Source organism: Capnocytophaga endodontalis, from assembly GCF_002209445.1.
Taxonomy (GTDB): Bacteria; Bacteroidota; Bacteroidia; order Flavobacteriales; family Flavobacteriaceae; genus Capnocytophaga; species Capnocytophaga periodontitidis.
Window position 1 is genome coordinate 3,286,696 of sequence record NZ_CP022022.1, and the last position, 15,998, is coordinate 3,302,693.

Here is a 15,998-nt window from a genome sequence, read left to right on the forward strand (position 1 = left end):
TATTTGACTGAAAACACAATGAAACACCTCCTATTATTCTTTTGCTTGGTTACAGCCCCTATATGGGCGCAACAGACGAAAACCATACACGTTTTGGTAGCCCTCTGCGATAATAAGTATCAGGGCATTGTGCCGGTACCCAAAGGGATTGGCAATGGGCAAGATGCTGATAGCAACCTCTATTGGGGTTGTGGTTATGGCGTGCGCACTTATTTTAAACGCAGTAAGGAATGGAAGTTCATAAAATCGGAAAAGCCTTATAGTGATATTATTTTGGAGCGAGTAACCTTTAAACACGCTACTAAAAACTATACGCTCATCGCCGATGCTTACGACGGCAAATATATCAAAACTTGTACAGAAAACTTCTTGAAAAATGCCGCTGCTGGCAATGCCGATTTGGTTGCGTATGTAGGACACGACGGACTGATGGATTTTCAACTCAACACCACTTATAAAAATACCGATGGCAAGACACGCGATGTGATTATCTTGGCGTGCTATAGTAAGCGTTTTTTCGAGCCTCACCTGCAACACGCAAAGGTAAATCCACTGGTTTGGACTTCAGGATTGATGGCTGCCGAAGCCTACACTCTTCACGATGCACTTACGGGCTATGTGAATGGTGAAAGCGATGAACAGATACGCCTGCGTGCAGCTAAGGCTTATGCTAAACACCAAAAATGCAGTGAGAAAGCAGCGAGGAACTTGTTTCGGAAATAGGTTTTATATCTTGTTTATTTGAAAATAAAATAGTGTTTTTGTAAAAAGTAACCTATCAAAAATTACTCCCTACCCCCTATAAAAATGATTGAAAAACATAAAAAAGAGAGCAAATTTCTTAGTTTGGTACTGCGACACCACCCTGAGGCGATTGGTATTACCCTCGACACACACGGTTGGGCTGAGGTAAATGTGCTTATTAAGAATATGAAGCGTAAATTCCCAGTATTCAGCCTTAAAATGTTGGAAGAAATCGTCGCTACCGATAGCAAACAACGGTATGCTTTTAGCGAGGATAACACAAAAATACGCGCCAATCAAGGGCATTCACTTGCCGTAGCGTTAGAATTACAGCCTCAAACACCCCCCGAATGTTTGTACCACGGCACTGCCAGCAGGTTCGTAGAGAGCATTCTCAAAAGCGGACTCCAAAAGCAAACCCGCCAACACGTACACCTTAGTATGGATATAGCAACCGCAACCAAAGTAGGTGCGCGACACGGCAAGCCCGTCATCTTTAAAGTAAATACAATGGCAATGTATGAGGCAGGGTATGTTTTTTATCTCTCTGCCAATGGAGTTTGGCTTACAGATGAAGTACTGCCGAAGTTTTTAGACCTAATTGTTAACGTATGAAATTATTCAAGCAAAAAACGTGGCAGTTTGAAACCTCGGGAGTAGAAGGCGAGGTAAAACTCTTTGGCGTAAATATATTTGACTACCAGTAGCAAGAAACGGGAGAATATGTAAAAGTAACAGACCCTCTCTATCACGCCGAAAGGTCTTTTTGCCTTTATAAAGTAGTGATAAACGGCGAGACACACAGCTTTGTAGCAGGAGAATTTAGCAATATGATATGGGGCTTTTATTTATTGAAATATTAAACAATTGTGATTATGAAAACTTTAAAGGATAAGGCTAAGAACTTTATAATGAGTTTGTTCAATAAAGTAAAAAGAAGCGAAATAGTTGCTAAAGATTATTTAATTGCAACATTAACTCCTGATGCAATGGAGGTATTGAAAAATATTTCAGCTATTCAATTTAGATATGAAATTGCTTATGTTGCTATCAATCCCTCTGAATTAAAACACATTTTTGATAGACATTACCTAGAAAATGAGAAAGCTACTCATCAAGGAAATCCTCTTACAGATGTAGAAATAGAGGCTATAGTAGATATATTGGATAAACCAGATAAACTCATTTCTTTAGGATACGTGAAAAAACACCAAGCAGAAACATATTTATTCTTAAAAAAGAAAGAAGACAATACAACTGTAATAGTTGAAATATTTGGAAGCAAAAATAATAAGTTACGACTAAAAACAATGTATAATAGTATTAAGCCAGAAGATAAAATAATAGAAGATGAGTTAAAATCCTTACTCAACACGTCCGATAACGCATCTGGGTTATTAGCCCAGCGAGTCTATGACTTTAACTCATCTTCGGGGACAAAAATACAACACTTTTTAGATTTTACCAAATATTTCAGTTAATTAATTAAAAAACAAGTGTTATGAGTGATATGGAAAACATCAAAAAACTATACAATCTCACACCAAAGAACTGCAAAGGCTTCTCGGAAGCACAGTTGTTAAAAGCTGAAAAGCGCTTGCAAATCACCTTGCCTCAAGTGTTCCGAGCGTATTACTTACAGTTAGGGGCAACAAAAAGCGTAAACCAGTCGTTTAACAGTTTAGCAACACCCCAGCAGTTGTACTTTGCAGGGGATTACCTTTGCTTTTGTGAAGAAAACCAAGGGGTGGTAATGTGGGCAATTCGCAAAGAGGATTTGACAATCTCTAACCCACCCGTTTGGGGAGATTACGGCTCAGAAACCGACCCAGATTGGGTATTAGAGACTCAAACGCTCTCCGACTTTTGGCTGTACATAGCTATTTACAACGGTGTGATGGGAGGCTTGCGTTACAATGCTAATGCAATGGGCGGTTGGAAAATGGAAGACTTTGAAGTGCCCACAGGAGCAGTTGCCCATATAGAAAAACAATATACCGAACTTACCTCTCTCAGTTGGGAAGGACAACGCACCTTTACCGATGAAGATTTTAAGCTTGTGATAACACTCTCTATATACCGAGATACTGGAAAACCCACAGCTATCTTTATAGGGACTACCCAAAAAGCTCTTTTTGATAAACTATTAAATGATTTAGGAAGTTATGGTCTGCAATGGGACTACACTTCGTATGATGATTAAAATTAACGAATATGAAAAATCTTAGAAAAGAACTACGCCCCGATTTTGCGACAGCAGAAAAGCTGTACCCCCTTGTACTAAAACGCCTGAAAAGTTATGAAAAGTTTTATGATTCTTGTTATGCATTTTCAGAAGAAGAACTTGACAAAGAATACAAGGCGATGGAGCAATACCTCAGTAAACTCACGGGTAAAGACCTTTCCGATACTTGGCTATGGGAATGGTGGGAAGGCAATGGTATTGAGGTTTTTGCCTTTGATTTGGCTATGCCCGACCCTGTAAAGCATAACAACCTTACTCGTGAAGATATCGCTGCTTTTGTACGTATCATCATAGACAATGAATTTAAGTGCGAAAACGATTTTCAGGAGGAGTTTATGCCTTATATGTTCTACGAAAATCAATACTTTTATAAGTTTTTAGAGCTCAACTGTCCGCATTTTGACCCTTCTGTATTCAATACCACCAAAGATAAAAAAGGCAATTATCACGAGCCTACTGTGGAGGAGGTAATGAAAAAAATATGGAAATAGCCTACCCCTTACATATCTATACAAAATGAAATTAATAAACAAATGCAAACACTTAGAAAAGAACTACGTCCCGATTTTGCTACTGCTGAAAAACTCTACCCTCTTGTACTAAAACGCTTAGAAGACTATGAAGCCTTTTGGGATGCCCAAAGTGAAGACACTCCCGAAGAAGTATTTGACAAAGAATACAAGGCAATGGAGCAATACCTGAGTAAACTCACGGGTAAAGACCTTTCCGATACTTGGCTATGGGAATGGTGGGAAGGCAATGGTATTGAGGCTTTTGCCTTTGATTTGGCAATGCCCGACCCTATAAAGCACAACAACCTCACTCGTGAAGATATCGCTGCTTTTGTACGTATCATCATAGACAATGAATTTGAGTGCGAAAACGACTTTCAGGAGGAGTTTATGCCTTATATGTTTTACAGCGATGGCTACTTCTTTCAGTTTTTAGAACTCAACTGTCCGCATTTTGACCCTTCTGCATTCAATACCACCAAGGATAAAAAAGGTAAGTATCACGAGCCTACTGTGGAGGAGGTAATGAAAAAAATATGGAGGTAGGTGTCAGGGGATAGAATTTTATTATTGTTCTTTTTGAAAAATTCCCATTGAAAGTCTAAGCATAGGAAGTACGCTGTGTGTTACCCAACCCTTGTTCTCTGTTTTATCAAAGGTAAAGGTTCTCATATACGTGTCATCTTTACCTAAAAAAGACAAATCGTAAAAAGGCGTTCTATCTTCTTTTTTAAAAATAGCTTTTACACGTGCTTTGTTCTGCATTACTATTTGTATTTCGTCAGTTTTATCAAATACAAGAGTGTAAGCACGCACTCTATTACCAATCATATAAGGTTTAGCTTTATCAGTAAAAGCTATATCATAGCTACTTTTACTAATAGTACCATAAGGCAACTCTGTATTTTTCATAGTGATATAGCCTTCTTGAACTAACTTCTCATAGATAGGTAAATCATCTTTAGAAATAAATTCTCCTTTACTTTCTGAAATACGGGCAGATCCATAAAAAGGAGTTGTTTCTGCCAAGGCTTCTTTTATTAGCTTGTCAGTTTTAGAAGTTGTTAGATTATCAGAACAAGACATTAATCCCATTCCAAAAATTAGAAATAATAGAAAGTTCTTCATTGTTTTATGGTTTTTAAATGATTTTTAACGGTGCAAAAGTAAGCGTTTAAAACAATATTCTATTTAAACTTTTTCAAAATATATTTTACTTTTTCGATAATATTCTTTACTTTTGCCTCTCAAATCATTAACTTATTATGATGGATATAGAAAAAGTAATCAATAAAATTGTACAAGAGAGAACTAAAAAAGGGTATTCTTATGAAAATATGGCGGAGGAATTACACCTCTCTGTGCCTGCTTATCGCAAATTGGAAATAGGAGAAACTAAACTATCAGTAGAAAGACTCTTTCAAATTTCTATGATATTAGAAATCCCCGTAGGAGAATTGCTCGATTTAGAAAAACAACAAATGGTACAGAACAATTACCATAACGATGCTGTATACCAACAAAAAATAGAACATTTTTACCAAGAAAATAAGGAAATAACTGAACTACTCATCAAATCTAAAGATGATTTAATTGCTCAGTTGCAGAAAGAAATAGCCTATTTAAGAAAAGAATAATTTTCTAAAGTGAAATATTCTAAAACCTAACACTTAAATATCTAAACAAATGGAACTAAATCGTATCAAAGGAAAAATTGCTTTTATCTCGGGCGCCAGTAGCGGGATAGGTAAAGCAGTAGCCGAAAAATTGGCGCAAATGGGCGTAAACCTCATTCTTTGCGCACGCCGTGCTGAGGTGTTGGCTGAATTGAAAGCTCATCTCGAAAAAGAACACGCTATAGAGGTCATTACCTTAGCTTTCGATGTGAGAAACTATCAAGAAGTAGCTAAAAATATCCAATCCTTACCCGAAAAATGGCAACAAATAGATATCCTCATCAACAATGCAGGCTTAGCAATAGGATTGCAACACCTCCATACCTACGCGATAGAAGATATAGACCAGATGATAGACACCAATATCAAAGGGTTTACCTATATCGCCAACAGTGTGATTCCGCTAATGATTGCCACTGGCAAGGTGGGAACGATTGTAAATGTAGGGTCGGTAGCGGGAGAAATAGCCTACCCTAATGGCAGTATTTATTGCGCGACCAAGTTTGCCGTAAGAGCCCTCAGCGATGCGATGCGCATAGAGCTAATGGACAAAAATATAAAGGTAACCAACGTAAAACCAGGGTTGGTAGAGACCAATTTCAGCAAGGTGCGTTTTAAAGGTGACGAACAAAAAGCTGAGAATGTGTATAAGGGTATTACGCCCCTATATGCCGAAGATATAGCCGACACTATCGCCTATATCGTCAATCTACCTGATAAAGTGCAGATTACTGATATTACCGTCACCCCCCTCCACCAATCGGATGCTATTCACGTACACAAATTAGCAAATTAGTCAATTTGCCAATTTGCTAATTCTCTAATTTGCTAATTTTCCATTATGTTAAAAGCCTTAGACTTTGATAATGAATTAATAAATCTTATTGAAAAGGAAATGGACTCAATGCGAAAGAAATTCAAAAATAAAATTGAAAAGATTCCTTTTTGGCAGTTAGAAAGTATTTTTCCTAAAAACAAAAAATATTCTTCGCAAGAGGAATATATTAATGATATATTAGCTAACTATGAAAAAGAAGATTTTATATATCAAATTCTTGACAAGGACATATCTATTCTAAAGAACAATGAAAAACGAGATTTGAATATTTTTTCTATTTGTCCTAGAGCTTTAGAAGGAAAAGGCTTTTCAGAAAATCAAATTGAAGAGTTTTATAATTTCGTTGATAAGGCAAGATTATTGATGAATTTTAAAGGTTAAAAAGTAACATATATAATTTAAAAACCTTAGAAAATAAGAAGAATAAAAGTATAAAGCTTAAGAAACAATGAACATCTTAAAAACCTTAGAACAACAATACCAATTTCAATATCCTGAACTATATCATCGACTTTATGCTGACCAAATGCTCGATATAGGCGAATATGCTTTGCTTTGGAGTAAAGAAGTATATCCCCGCTTGAAAAACCACCCACCACTCTTTTTGTATAGCGGTGATTTTGAGTTGATTCCACTTGCTAATATTGCCGAAACTATCGAAGAACTCAACGGCGAGGACAGTTGGTTCAGTATCAACCCCGATTACCTTTTTATTCCATTCGGAGAAACAGGGGGTGGTGATTATTATTGCTTTTTGTACGACCAAAACACTCCTAAACCTACTCCTCCTATAGCCTTGCTACAACACGATTCTGACGAGGCTGAACTATTAGCAAACACCCTCGAAGACTTCTTTTTCTATGAGATGCTCAACTCGGTGAACGATATATACGAGGGGTCACTCGTACGCAGTGAAGGTGATTTCTACGAGAATATCACCCGCCTGCTACAAAGTCACCTGCCTTATATAACCAACGAGGCGCAACGGCAAGTAATACAAGAAGTTTATAGCCGGAAACTCACCGATTTTACACGTGTGTTGCCACGTTCTACCCAAACCTATCAAGGATTATTATCTGATGAAGAATTGGAGCAACTCCTGCAACAACATATCCCCATAACAGGCGAAAAGACCTTTGTATATACAACTGAAAATGAGATAGAAAGCACCCCTTCGCGATATATAGACGGAACGCTCTATGTAAGGGTAAGTCCTATTCCTGCTAAAAACGACAAAGTGTATGATGCCCTCAAAGCCCTCAATTGGCGACAAAACAAAGCCGTTACCGATCGCTTAGAGTACAGCAAGAAAATGCAATTGTACTACAACGACCAGTATGGCGTTCCGTGGGAAGAGTATATTTTAGGCGCTTTCAAAGAGCGTATTGAGGTGCTGAAGCAATTCCCCAATGTAACCGTAACTTTTGAAGAAGCAAACAATGACTAAACAAGAAAAAGATTTCAGCGACCTCTCTCAAAAACTCCTCACCACTACCGATGGCAGTGAGTATCACGAATTGGTAAGAAAAATAGTGAAGAAGTACGGCGAGAAAATGCGTCAAGAAACCTTACAAACCTTAGTACGAGCAGTAAAAGAAAGCAAAATTACCCACGCTCGCAACTTTGTAATCGCACGTATCTCGGAACTTGTGACCGAAAACGACACTGCGCTCGCACCTTTCTTCTACGAAATGATAACCAAAGGCTTACCCTATTGGGCTTTTAGCGGACTGCTGAAAGTAGAGGGCGACAAGTGCTATCCTTTTTTGGTAGACTACTTGCAAAAGGAGGATAGCAAAGAAAATAAAGGGAGCGCTATCATCGCCTTAGCTGAACATAGCGGACAGCCTTTTAATAACGATCTCCCCTCCGACCCTGCTTATTGGCAAGCCTTGCCTATGGAAAAAGTACTTGAATGGCAGGCGCAAGGTTACCCAAGAAAACAAGCACACAGCGAGTATCCGTTTTTAATAACTCATCCACAAACCGACTTAGAAAAGGCAATGGCTAAAATAGAACAGGTTTTAGCAAAAGAGAGAGATTTTTGGCACGTGAAATCATATCAATACAACCGCGCTATTTTGGAAGTACCCAAAAAGCAAGTTATCGAAGAGATTAAAGCGCGTTGGCAACTGCCTGCGGTTTATCTCACTTTCTTAGAGCGCTTTTCACCTGCCGATGATGCTTTCCTCAAGGGCATCAATCTGTATGGTGCTAATACTTTAATAGCACATCAATGCGGTTATGCTTTCAGTAGCCCCGATGATGAACTCTTCCCCGATTGGAAAGCCCATTGGCTCGTAATCGCCGATAAAGATGCCGACCCTTATATACTTGACCTTTCCAAAAGTGACAGCAACGATACGCCTATCTACAAAGCTCCCCACGGAGCAGGTGAGTGGAAATGGCGCAAAGTAGCGGGAAGTTTCTTAGAATTTTTAGAGAAATTAAGCTAATGAATTATATATATTATGGAAGAAATAATACTTTTAGAACTTTCTAAACAGATAAGAGATCAAGGGTACGATGCTACTCCAGATTTGCCTAATCTTATGATACGAATAGGCGACAAAATGCGTATTGAGCTCGATCCTATCCCTATCACCCCCGATATTCATAAAAGTGTGTTGCCAATGCATATAGGCACTTATTTAGAGGATGGATTTTTCCCACAAGGAATTTTGGATAATATAGCAGGTTTTGGTGATACCGATGAGGAAAAGATAGATTCATTCATAGAAAATTACCTTTCTACTACATTCCAAACCATCATCAATAGCTTGGGTTGCCTTTTTGATAAAGGTTGCGATATCTATCGGGACAATTATCATTGGCATACCTCTATAGGCAATCTATATTTGTTAGGAAAATGGCAAACGCCTCCCAATGAAAGAGATTTCTACAACCTTTTGATAGACATTCTGCCTCAAAATTTCACTACCGAATACCGTATCCAGTCGCTAAAATGTTTTGTAGCACGTACAAAAAGCGGATATGTAACCGAGTGCTTGTTAAACAATGAAGATTGGGACGAAGGAGCAGAACGCCTGCACCAATACGCCCAAACTTGGCAAGACGAAGCTTCTTTCCTATCTATAAAACAAATACTGATATTCCGCCTTTGCGACGCAATACACAATGAGAAATAAGTAGCTAATTTTGCATAATTCAAAATAATATCGGAACTTTGCGCCCTTAACGCTAAACTCAATTAAAATGTTAATAATAAAAAATCTCCACGCTGGTGTGGACGGCAAAGAAATCCTCAAGGGGATTGACTTAGAAATAAAAGCAGGTGAAGTTCACGCTATTATGGGACCTAACGGAGCCGGAAAATCTACCCTCTCTTCGGTGATTGCAGGCAACGAAAACTTCGAGGTAACCGAGGGTGATATCCTCTTAGAAGGCGAAAGTCTGTTAGAAGATGCCCCCGAAGAGCGCGCTCATAAAGGTATCTTTATGTCTTTCCAATACCCAGTGGAAATCCCTGGTATATCAGTAACCAACTTCATCAAAACAGCTATCAATGAGAGTCGCAAAGCAAAAGGACTCCCCGATATGCCTGCTGCCGAACTCCTCAAAAAAATACGCGAAAAAGCAGCCCTTTTAGAAATAAACCCCGATTTCCTCTCTCGCTCCCTCAACCAAGGATTCTCTGGCGGTGAGAAGAAACGCAACGAAATCTTCCAAATGGCAATGCTCGAACCTAAAGTCGCTATCCTCGATGAAACCGACTCTGGTCTCGATATCGATGCCCTCCGCATTGTCGCTAACGGGGTGAACAAACTCAAAAACGAAAACAACGCCGTGCTCGTTATCACCCACTATCAACGCCTCTTAGACTATATCGTTCCCGATTATGTACACGTGCTTTCCGATGGTAAAATCGTAAAAACAGGCGACAAAAACCTCGCCTTAGAATTGGAAGCTAAAGGTTATGATTGGCTGAAAGGATAATGGTTAATTATTAATTATTAATTACGGTTATGCTCATTGAAAAATACACAGAAACCTTAACAAACCCTTTGTTGCCTGAGGCGTTTCAGTTCTTAAAAAGAAAAGACATCTTTGCTATTGACTATGAACATCAGCAAATAGGCGTATGCAATGAGTCAGAAGGATTTTCGCTCTACACTTTTGAAAAAGAACTGCTTTGGGAAATAAATAAACCTATTGTTGGAGCTTTATTAGCGATAGAGCGCCAGCAAATTTGGCTTGCCCAGCGCCACGATGCTGAACACATCACCGTATGGGTGTATGATTTACAAGGGAAGGCATTGGCTTCTATGCCTATGGACGACGAAATCTACGATGCTAATATAGAGCTGAAAGCATTACCTAACAACAAGGTAGTTATCACTTTCTATGGCGGACAAGATGGTTGTATGAGCTATCTGCTATCTTTTGAAAACGAAAAACTAAAAGTAGCCAAACAATTGCCTAACGATGTGGATTTCTGCTGTATGCTCAATGAAAAAGAAGCTGTATTCACCAATTTCTACGAGGCAGAGCTTTATGTAATGAATTATCCATCGCTAAAAACGCTCAAAAAGCACCATTTCTCCGAGGATTGGGGAGCTGTAGCACAACCTTTCAAAGGTGACAAAATACTGATTACCGATATGTACTGCAACCGGCATTACATTCTTGATGTCAGTACCCTCACAGTGGAAGACGAAATCATTTTCAAAGGTTTTGAACCTTATCAAGATGAGGTAGAAGAGTTTTTAGTAAGTGATATCGACGAACTCCACTATCACAACGGTCAGCTGATAGGAGGATATACCGAAGTAGATAGCGAGCGCAACGCCATATACCATTGGCTCATTAGTAAATTAGAAAATTAGCCAATGTGCTAATTAGCAAATTGACAAATCGGCAAATTAATTAAATGTTTGAACTCAACAACGAACAACGCAAATACGTAGGCTTAGACCCTATATTACCTCATTGGGATAGGGTTTTATTGGCAGGCGACAAACACCGCCCAGAGAGCATATTGTATTTTGACGGCGATATCATCAAAAGGCAAATCATCTCCACAAAGGAAAAATATATTGAAAAACAGTACGAGGAAGCAACACGCAACCGCGAAACATTGTTACCTAAAACCTCAAAAGGTAAAGAAGTGCCTTTGCAAGCCAATCATTTTGAAAAACGCACCCCTATTGGCGTGTGGGTAGAAATCAAAAATGACCGGTTGGCAATAACGAGCTACACTTCCGAAATCACTTTTTACGACACTCTTTGGGAAAAGCCTTCCGATAGAAAGCAAACCTCTATCCCACAACAAATAGCTGATTTTATCGCTCAATCACCAGCAAATCATTTAGAGGAAATAGCCGAATTTAAACAACAGAAACGCAAGCACGTAAAATTCAAAAAAGGCGATATTTTCTGTTTTAAACTCAATCGCACCCAATACGGATTTGGCAGAGTGGTTTTAGATATCTATAAGATTCAAAAAGAAAATATGATTCCTAAAAACCATTTTTGGAGATTTCTTTTTGGTCGAGCTGTGATGATACAGTTCTTTGTATATGCTTCCGATACTAAAAATGTAGCTATAGAAGTATTGCAACAGCAGAAAACAATGCCCTCTAACGTGATGATGGACAACAATTTGTTCTATGGCGAATACGAAATTATAGGCAACGTTCCTATCCCCGATGAAGAATACGACTTCCCTATCAACTTTGAAGACGATGGATTTATGTTATACGGCGGTCCTAAATATTTTTTGCAATGGGGATTGATACAATTAGGAATGAGTGAAGCCGCCTTTGACGAAAGAGCCGAAAAACTCAAAACCCTCACCGATAATTTGGATTATAACAATAGAGGAAATGGTATTTCACCACAGATGTATAGAAAACATCGTTTAGCGCAAATGCTCAGTGGCGAGGACTTATGCTGGTGTGATAGAGATTTGCGCGCTCCTTTCAACAAAGCTATCAAAGATGAAATCCTTACAATTTTCGGTCTTGACCCTACAGCAAGCTATGCCGCAAATTGCAAGAAGTTATACACAATACCCTTACCAAGTGAATTAAAAGATTAAGAAGATGAATTTAAAAGAAAAATGGGTTACTGCCTTCGAGGCATTCCCTCATAAAGACGATATATTAAAAGACATTCGCAAAGAAGCCCTTAGTTTCTTTGCCGAAAAAGGTTTCCCACATAAAAAAGTAGAAGCGTGGAAATACACTTCACTCTCTGACCTCCAAGCTACTGATTACAGTTTGTGGCAACCTATTCACAATAAAACAAACCTCTCACCCGAAGTATTACACAAGTACGCTATCGCAGATTGCTATCAGCTTGTGTTTGTAAACGGCTATTACTGCCCCGAAATGTCGAGCAAAGAGATTGCAGGCGCTACTATTAGCCCTCTATTAGAGGCGTTGCACAAGGGAGGAGAAGCCTTTATCAAAAAATACTTCAACTCCAATACCGAAAAAGGTGATATATTCACAGCCCTCAACACAGCTTTTACCTCAGAAGGGCTCTATATAGAAGTACCTAAGGGGAAAGTAGTAGATAAACCTATACAATTGTTGTATTTCAACGACAGAAAAGAAACCACTTGCTATCAGCCGCGCAATATTATTGCCGTGGGAGAGAATGCACAGCTCAAAGTCATTGAAGTACACCAAAACCTATCAGATACTGCTACGGCTATCCTTACCAATGCAGTAACCGAGGCATTTGTAGCCAAAGAGGCTTTCCTCGATTATTACAAATTGCAAAACGATAGTCTTACCACTTCTCTTATTGATAACACCTATATTTCGCAAGAAGCAAATAGCCACGCCAGCGTGCATACCTTCTCATTTGGGGGTACACTCACTCGCAACAACCTCAATTTCTATCACCAAGGCGAGCATTTAGAATCTACCCTCAAAGGGTTGAGCATCCTCAAAGGCTCACAACACACCGACCATTATACGTTGGTGAACCACGCTTGTCCTAATTGCGAGAGTCATCAGGATTATAAGAGTATCGTAAGCGATGAAGCTACCAATGTGTTCAATGGTAAGATAATGGTAGAACAAATCGCCCAGAAAACGAATGCTTATCAGCAGAACGACAATATCCTTCTCTCCGATAAGGCAACGGTATACACCAAGCCCCAACTAGAAATCTTCGCCGATGATGTGAAGTGTTCGCACGGTTGTACCGTAGGCTCTCTCAGCGCAGACTCCTTATTCTATTTACAAACACGTGGGATAGGCAAAAAAGAAGCCTCTGCCCTACTTACTTATGCTTTTGCAAATACCGTATTAGAAAGCGTAAAAATCCCCGCTCTTTCGGAGTATATCAATGGCATTATTGCTAAAAAATTAGGCGTAACCGTAGATTTTTAAGAGAAGAAGTATGAGCTAACAACGTGTAAAATGAGAAAGTTATACAAAATTTCCGTGTAGCGTATATACAAAAAACTGTAACTTCATTTTTTGGCACGAAGTATCAAAACTTTATTTAACACTGATAATAAGCAACTTATACGTAAAACAGATAGACTTTCCATTTTTGGCACACTATTTTCTATATAGTAAGCGTAAGTTTGACAGACGGGATGTTAGTAAAGCTTACAAGTGCATTTAAATCATAATAAATGATTATACTGAAAATTGCTTGAAAAAACTGAATTAAACAAAATTACTGAAAAATTGCTATAAGAAACATTGTTAGATAAAGATTATTTCATTGAAAACAAGATTTTGAGAAACAGAGATTGCTAATTGTTAATCAAAATTGCTTACTATAAGAAACATTATCATTAAAGCAGAAATTGAAAAAAATTAAATTACTGAAAAAGATCATTTATTAAGCTATTTATAGGACAAAATTTTATGGAAAAAACAAATACTTTTAAGTTCATAAAATTTTTATTAGCTTAAAAGTATTAATTTTGGAGTTAGTAGTAGTATTTATATGCATTGTGAAAAAAGGCTCTTCCGAAAGGGAGAGTCTTTTTTTAATTGATAACAATTGATAATTATTCGTTGTTTACTATCAATCTTACAGTTTCTATTTTGGTTTGGGAACAAGCTTCAATTACAAAAGTAAATGGAGAAATTTCTATCTTTTCACCTTGGGTAGGGATTCCTTCATTGTGAAGCACAATAAAGCCTCCTAAGGTCTCGTATTCTTCACTTTCAGGAATTTCTAAATGATATGTCTCATTGAGGTATTCCACCTCTAAACGCGCTGAAAATAGGTATTCAGTTTCCGATAGTTGTTCCTCTATAAACTTATCTTTGTCGTGTTCGTCTTCAATTTCGCCAAAGAGTTCTTCTACAATATCTTCTAAGGTTACAATCCCTGAAGTACCACCATATTCATCGAGTACTACAGCCATACTTTTGCGCTTACGGGTAAGGAGATTCAACACTTCGTTTATTTGAATAGTTTCAGGGATATTCACGATAGGAATGAGTACCTCTTTGATATTTTTAGGTTTCTTGAACATATCAAACGAGTGTACATAGCCCAAAATATCATCGATATTTTCGTTGTATATCAATATTTTAGAAAATCCCGAAGAGACAAAAGTAGCAATCAGATTTTCAATAGATTCGTTGAGTTCTACAGCTACTATTTCGGTGCGGGGTATCATTATCTCACGCGCTTTTACTCCCGAAAACTCTAAAGCGTTTTGGAACATCTGCACTTCACTATCCATTTCTTCTTTTTTAGGCACATTTTCCAGTTGTTCAGAGATGTAGTCTACTAATTCTACTTTAGTGAATGAAAGAGGCACGTAATCACCTTTTGTTTTGAAGAATACTCGCAGTACAAAATCGGAAATCCACATTACAAAGCTGGAAAGCGGATAAAACAGTAGGTAGAAAAAATAAGCAGGAATAGCAAATATTTTCAACAACTGATTGGCATAAATTTGGCAGAATACTTTAGGCATAAACTCTGCTGTAATGAGGATGATAAGGGTAGAGATTATAGTATGCCAAAGCACATTTTGGAAGAATTCGGGCAAGAGGGCAGTCATCACCTTGCCCATTTCAAAACCGTAGACTACCAAAGCCACATTGTTACCCACGAGCATAGTAGCCAACAGTTTAGAGGGCTTTCGGGTGAGTTTAGTAAGCACGTTGGCAATCACACCCTCTTGCTTTTTGAGGATTTCTAAGTGTACTTTGTTAGACGATACGTATGCTATTTCAAAGCCCGAAAAGAAGGCTGAAAGTGCCAGCGTAGTAAGGATAATAATTATAGAAATAGGTTCAACCATAAGAATAATAGAAAAAGGCAGTTGCTACCAACTGCCTTTTATTTATGAAAAGAATTTTTACTTGGTAGCCTTAGCTTTTACTACTAACTCTACATCATCGTTGATAAATTTATCTTTTAAATCATCAAACACTGATTTAGAACCATAGTTCACTCCAAAATCTACACGATTGATTTTGAAGGGTTGAGAAACGATGCTCACTTCGTTATCGGTAACAGTAACAGTAGCAGGGAAAGACACTTCTTTAGTTTTACCTTTGATAGTAAGGTCACCAGTAAGGTTTTTACCATCGAATTTCTTGAATACAAAAGAAGCTGTTGGGAAATCTTTCACATTGAAAAAGTGGTCTACTTTTTCAGGATCAGTACCTTTAAGGTGAGCTTCGAGGTCTTCTTTACCTTTGCCTGCTTGGAGGTCGAGTACTGTGATAGTATTCATATCCAACACGAACTCAGCTTTGGTAATAGCACCATTCTCTACATTTACACCGCCTTTGGTAACATTTACGGTACCCTTGTGTTTACCTGCAGGTTTACTACCTACCCATTCTACTACTGAAGTAGGATCAACTGAGTAAGCAAAAGTAGATGTTTGAGTAGCTTCAGGTGCAGTAGTTTGCTCGGTAGTAGGGGTAATTGTTTCAGTACTTTGTTGAGTGTTTGTATTGTTACAACTCACGAGTGCAATGCTTGCTATAACAGCTAAGCTCAAGACGATTTTTTTCATT

General features: G+C 38.2%; 19 protein-coding genes. 16 read left to right on the forward strand and 3 right to left on the reverse strand.

The features are described 5' to 3' along the window. The first annotated feature begins 18 nt into the window (after positions 1-18). The 6 genes from CBG49_RS14945 (at position 19) to CBG49_RS14975 (ending at position 4,047) form a co-directional block, all read left to right on the forward strand. Positions 19-723, forward strand: a complete 705-nt coding sequence (locus tag CBG49_RS14945) for a hypothetical protein (RefSeq protein ID WP_088595114.1) — start codon at positions 19-21, stop codon at positions 721-723. Positions 724-807: 84 nt separating this feature from the next. Continuing rightward, a complete protein-coding gene (locus CBG49_RS14950; RefSeq protein WP_418219519.1) occupies positions 808-1,359 on the forward strand; it encodes an RNA 2'-phosphotransferase in 552 nt (183 codons plus the stop codon). Positions 1,360-1,619: 260 nt separating this feature from the next. Continuing rightward, entirely contained in the window at positions 1,620-2,225 is a 606-nt protein-coding gene (locus CBG49_RS14960) for a PBECR3 domain-containing polyvalent protein (RefSeq protein ID WP_088595116.1), read from the forward strand. A 29-nt stretch (positions 2,226-2,254) separates the two neighbouring features. Further along, positions 2,255-2,947 carry an SMI1/KNR4 family protein gene (locus tag CBG49_RS14965; RefSeq protein WP_088595349.1) on the forward strand — a complete coding sequence of 231 codons (693 nt, stop codon included), beginning with the start codon at positions 2,255-2,257 and terminating at the stop codon, positions 2,945-2,947. An 11-nt stretch (positions 2,948-2,958) separates the two neighbouring features. Next, positions 2,959-3,480: a hypothetical protein gene (locus tag CBG49_RS14970; protein WP_088595117.1), complete on the forward strand. Its 522-nt coding sequence runs from the start codon at positions 2,959-2,961 to the stop codon at positions 3,478-3,480. A gap of 42 nt (positions 3,481-3,522) precedes the next feature. Beyond that, positions 3,523-4,047, forward strand: a complete 525-nt coding sequence (locus tag CBG49_RS14975; protein WP_088595118.1) for a hypothetical protein — start codon at positions 3,523-3,525, stop codon at positions 4,045-4,047. A 21-nt stretch (positions 4,048-4,068) separates the two neighbouring features. Here CBG49_RS14975 and CBG49_RS14980 read toward each other — a convergent pair whose 3' ends face one another. Next, a complete protein-coding gene (locus CBG49_RS14980) occupies positions 4,069-4,629 on the reverse strand; it encodes a hypothetical protein (RefSeq protein WP_088595119.1) in 561 nt (186 codons plus the stop codon). A gap of 137 nt (positions 4,630-4,766) precedes the next feature. Here CBG49_RS14980 and CBG49_RS14985 point away from each other — a divergent pair, with 137 nt between their 5' ends. The 10 genes from CBG49_RS14985 to sufD all read left to right on the forward strand — a co-directional run bounded on the left by CBG49_RS14985 (position 4,767) and on the right by sufD (position 13,382). After that, the gene (locus CBG49_RS14985) at positions 4,767-5,138 is read left to right on the forward strand and encodes a helix-turn-helix domain-containing protein (RefSeq protein ID WP_088595120.1); all 372 of its coding nucleotides are present in this window, start codon (positions 4,767-4,769) and stop codon (positions 5,136-5,138) included. Positions 5,139-5,187: 49 nt separating this feature from the next. After that, positions 5,188-5,973 (forward strand): SDR family NAD(P)-dependent oxidoreductase, encoded by a 786-nt coding sequence (locus CBG49_RS14990; protein WP_088595121.1) that lies wholly within the window; start codon positions 5,188-5,190, stop codon positions 5,971-5,973. 45 nt (positions 5,974-6,018) lie between these two features. Beyond that, positions 6,019-6,396, forward strand: a complete 378-nt coding sequence (locus tag CBG49_RS14995) for a hypothetical protein (protein WP_088595122.1) — start codon at positions 6,019-6,021, stop codon at positions 6,394-6,396. A 67-nt stretch (positions 6,397-6,463) separates the two neighbouring features. After that, on the forward strand, positions 6,464-7,462 hold the full coding sequence (locus tag CBG49_RS15000; RefSeq protein ID WP_227002913.1) for an SMI1/KNR4 family protein: 999 nt from the start codon (positions 6,464-6,466) through the stop codon (positions 7,460-7,462). Next, positions 7,455-8,471: an SMI1/KNR4 family protein gene (locus CBG49_RS15005; protein WP_088595123.1), complete on the forward strand. Its 1,017-nt coding sequence runs from the start codon at positions 7,455-7,457 to the stop codon at positions 8,469-8,471. Before CBG49_RS15000 ends, CBG49_RS15005 begins: the two co-directional genes overlap by 8 nt. 15 nt (positions 8,472-8,486) lie before the next feature. Beyond that, positions 8,487-9,164, forward strand: a complete 678-nt coding sequence (locus tag CBG49_RS15010; protein WP_088595124.1) for a DUF6348 family protein — start codon at positions 8,487-8,489, stop codon at positions 9,162-9,164. 67 nt (positions 9,165-9,231) lie between these two features. Further along, positions 9,232-9,972, forward strand: coding sequence for a Fe-S cluster assembly ATPase SufC (gene sufC, locus CBG49_RS15015; protein WP_002665630.1), 741 nt, complete (start codon positions 9,232-9,234; stop codon positions 9,970-9,972). Between the two features lie 29 nt (positions 9,973-10,001). Further along, positions 10,002-10,862 carry a hypothetical protein gene (locus CBG49_RS15020; protein WP_088595125.1) on the forward strand — a complete coding sequence of 287 codons (861 nt, stop codon included), beginning with the start codon at positions 10,002-10,004 and terminating at the stop codon, positions 10,860-10,862. Positions 10,863-10,906: 44 nt separating this feature from the next. Beyond that, positions 10,907-12,076 carry an immunity 26/phosphotriesterase HocA family protein gene (locus CBG49_RS15025; RefSeq protein ID WP_088595126.1) on the forward strand — a complete coding sequence of 390 codons (1,170 nt, stop codon included), beginning with the start codon at positions 10,907-10,909 and terminating at the stop codon, positions 12,074-12,076. A 4-nt stretch (positions 12,077-12,080) separates the two neighbouring features. After that, positions 12,081-13,382: a Fe-S cluster assembly protein SufD gene (sufD, locus tag CBG49_RS15030; RefSeq protein ID WP_088595127.1), complete on the forward strand. Its 1,302-nt coding sequence runs from the start codon at positions 12,081-12,083 to the stop codon at positions 13,380-13,382. Between the two features lie 635 nt (positions 13,383-14,017). On the opposite strand, the gene CBG49_RS15035 is transcribed toward sufD, so the two are convergent. Then, a complete protein-coding gene (locus CBG49_RS15035) occupies positions 14,018-15,271 on the reverse strand; it encodes a hemolysin family protein (RefSeq protein WP_009750917.1) in 1,254 nt (417 codons plus the stop codon). A 57-nt stretch (positions 15,272-15,328) separates the two neighbouring features. After that, positions 15,329-15,997, reverse strand: coding sequence for a YceI family protein (locus CBG49_RS15040; RefSeq protein WP_088595128.1), 669 nt, complete (start codon positions 15,995-15,997; stop codon positions 15,329-15,331). Between the last annotated feature and the right edge of the window lies 1 nt (position 15,998).

What these genes read in the sequence shown, in the direction of transcription:
- CBG49_RS14945 (WP_088595114.1), top strand. Translation starts at nt 19, where the DNA reads ATGAAACACCTCCTATTATTCTTTTGCTTGGTTACAGCCCCTATATGG.
- CBG49_RS14995 (WP_088595122.1), top strand. Translation starts at nt 6,019, where the DNA reads ATGTTAAAAGCCTTAGACTTTGATAATGAATTAATAAATCTTATTGAA.
- CBG49_RS15040 (WP_088595128.1), bottom strand. Translation starts at nt 15,997, where the DNA reads ATGAAAAAAATCGTCTTGAGCTTAGCTGTTATAGCAAGCATTGCACTC.
- CBG49_RS14970 (WP_088595117.1), top strand. Translation starts at nt 2,959, where the DNA reads ATGAAAAATCTTAGAAAAGAACTACGCCCCGATTTTGCGACAGCAGAA.
- CBG49_RS15035 (WP_009750917.1), bottom strand. Translation starts at nt 15,271, where the DNA reads ATGGTTGAACCTATTTCTATAATTATTATCCTTACTACGCTGGCACTT.
- CBG49_RS14965 (WP_088595349.1), top strand. Translation starts at nt 2,255, where the DNA reads ATGGAAAACATCAAAAAACTATACAATCTCACACCAAAGAACTGCAAA.
- CBG49_RS14990 (WP_088595121.1), top strand. Translation starts at nt 5,188, where the DNA reads ATGGAACTAAATCGTATCAAAGGAAAAATTGCTTTTATCTCGGGCGCC.
- CBG49_RS14985 (WP_088595120.1), top strand. Translation starts at nt 4,767, where the DNA reads ATGATGGATATAGAAAAAGTAATCAATAAAATTGTACAAGAGAGAACT.
- CBG49_RS15010 (WP_088595124.1), top strand. Translation starts at nt 8,487, where the DNA reads ATGGAAGAAATAATACTTTTAGAACTTTCTAAACAGATAAGAGATCAA.
- CBG49_RS14960 (WP_088595116.1), top strand. Translation starts at nt 1,620, where the DNA reads ATGAAAACTTTAAAGGATAAGGCTAAGAACTTTATAATGAGTTTGTTC.
- CBG49_RS15005 (WP_088595123.1), top strand. Translation starts at nt 7,455, where the DNA reads ATGACTAAACAAGAAAAAGATTTCAGCGACCTCTCTCAAAAACTCCTC.
- CBG49_RS14975 (WP_088595118.1), top strand. Translation starts at nt 3,523, where the DNA reads ATGCAAACACTTAGAAAAGAACTACGTCCCGATTTTGCTACTGCTGAA.
- sufD (WP_088595127.1), top strand. Translation starts at nt 12,081, where the DNA reads ATGAATTTAAAAGAAAAATGGGTTACTGCCTTCGAGGCATTCCCTCAT.
- CBG49_RS15020 (WP_088595125.1), top strand. Translation starts at nt 10,002, where the DNA reads ATGCTCATTGAAAAATACACAGAAACCTTAACAAACCCTTTGTTGCCT.
- CBG49_RS15000 (WP_227002913.1), top strand. Translation starts at nt 6,464, where the DNA reads ATGAACATCTTAAAAACCTTAGAACAACAATACCAATTTCAATATCCT.
- CBG49_RS15025 (WP_088595126.1), top strand. Translation starts at nt 10,907, where the DNA reads ATGTTTGAACTCAACAACGAACAACGCAAATACGTAGGCTTAGACCCT.
- sufC (WP_002665630.1), top strand. Translation starts at nt 9,232, where the DNA reads ATGTTAATAATAAAAAATCTCCACGCTGGTGTGGACGGCAAAGAAATC.
- CBG49_RS14980 (WP_088595119.1), bottom strand. Translation starts at nt 4,629, where the DNA reads ATGAAGAACTTTCTATTATTTCTAATTTTTGGAATGGGATTAATGTCT.
- CBG49_RS14950 (WP_418219519.1), top strand. Translation starts at nt 808, where the DNA reads ATGATTGAAAAACATAAAAAAGAGAGCAAATTTCTTAGTTTGGTACTG.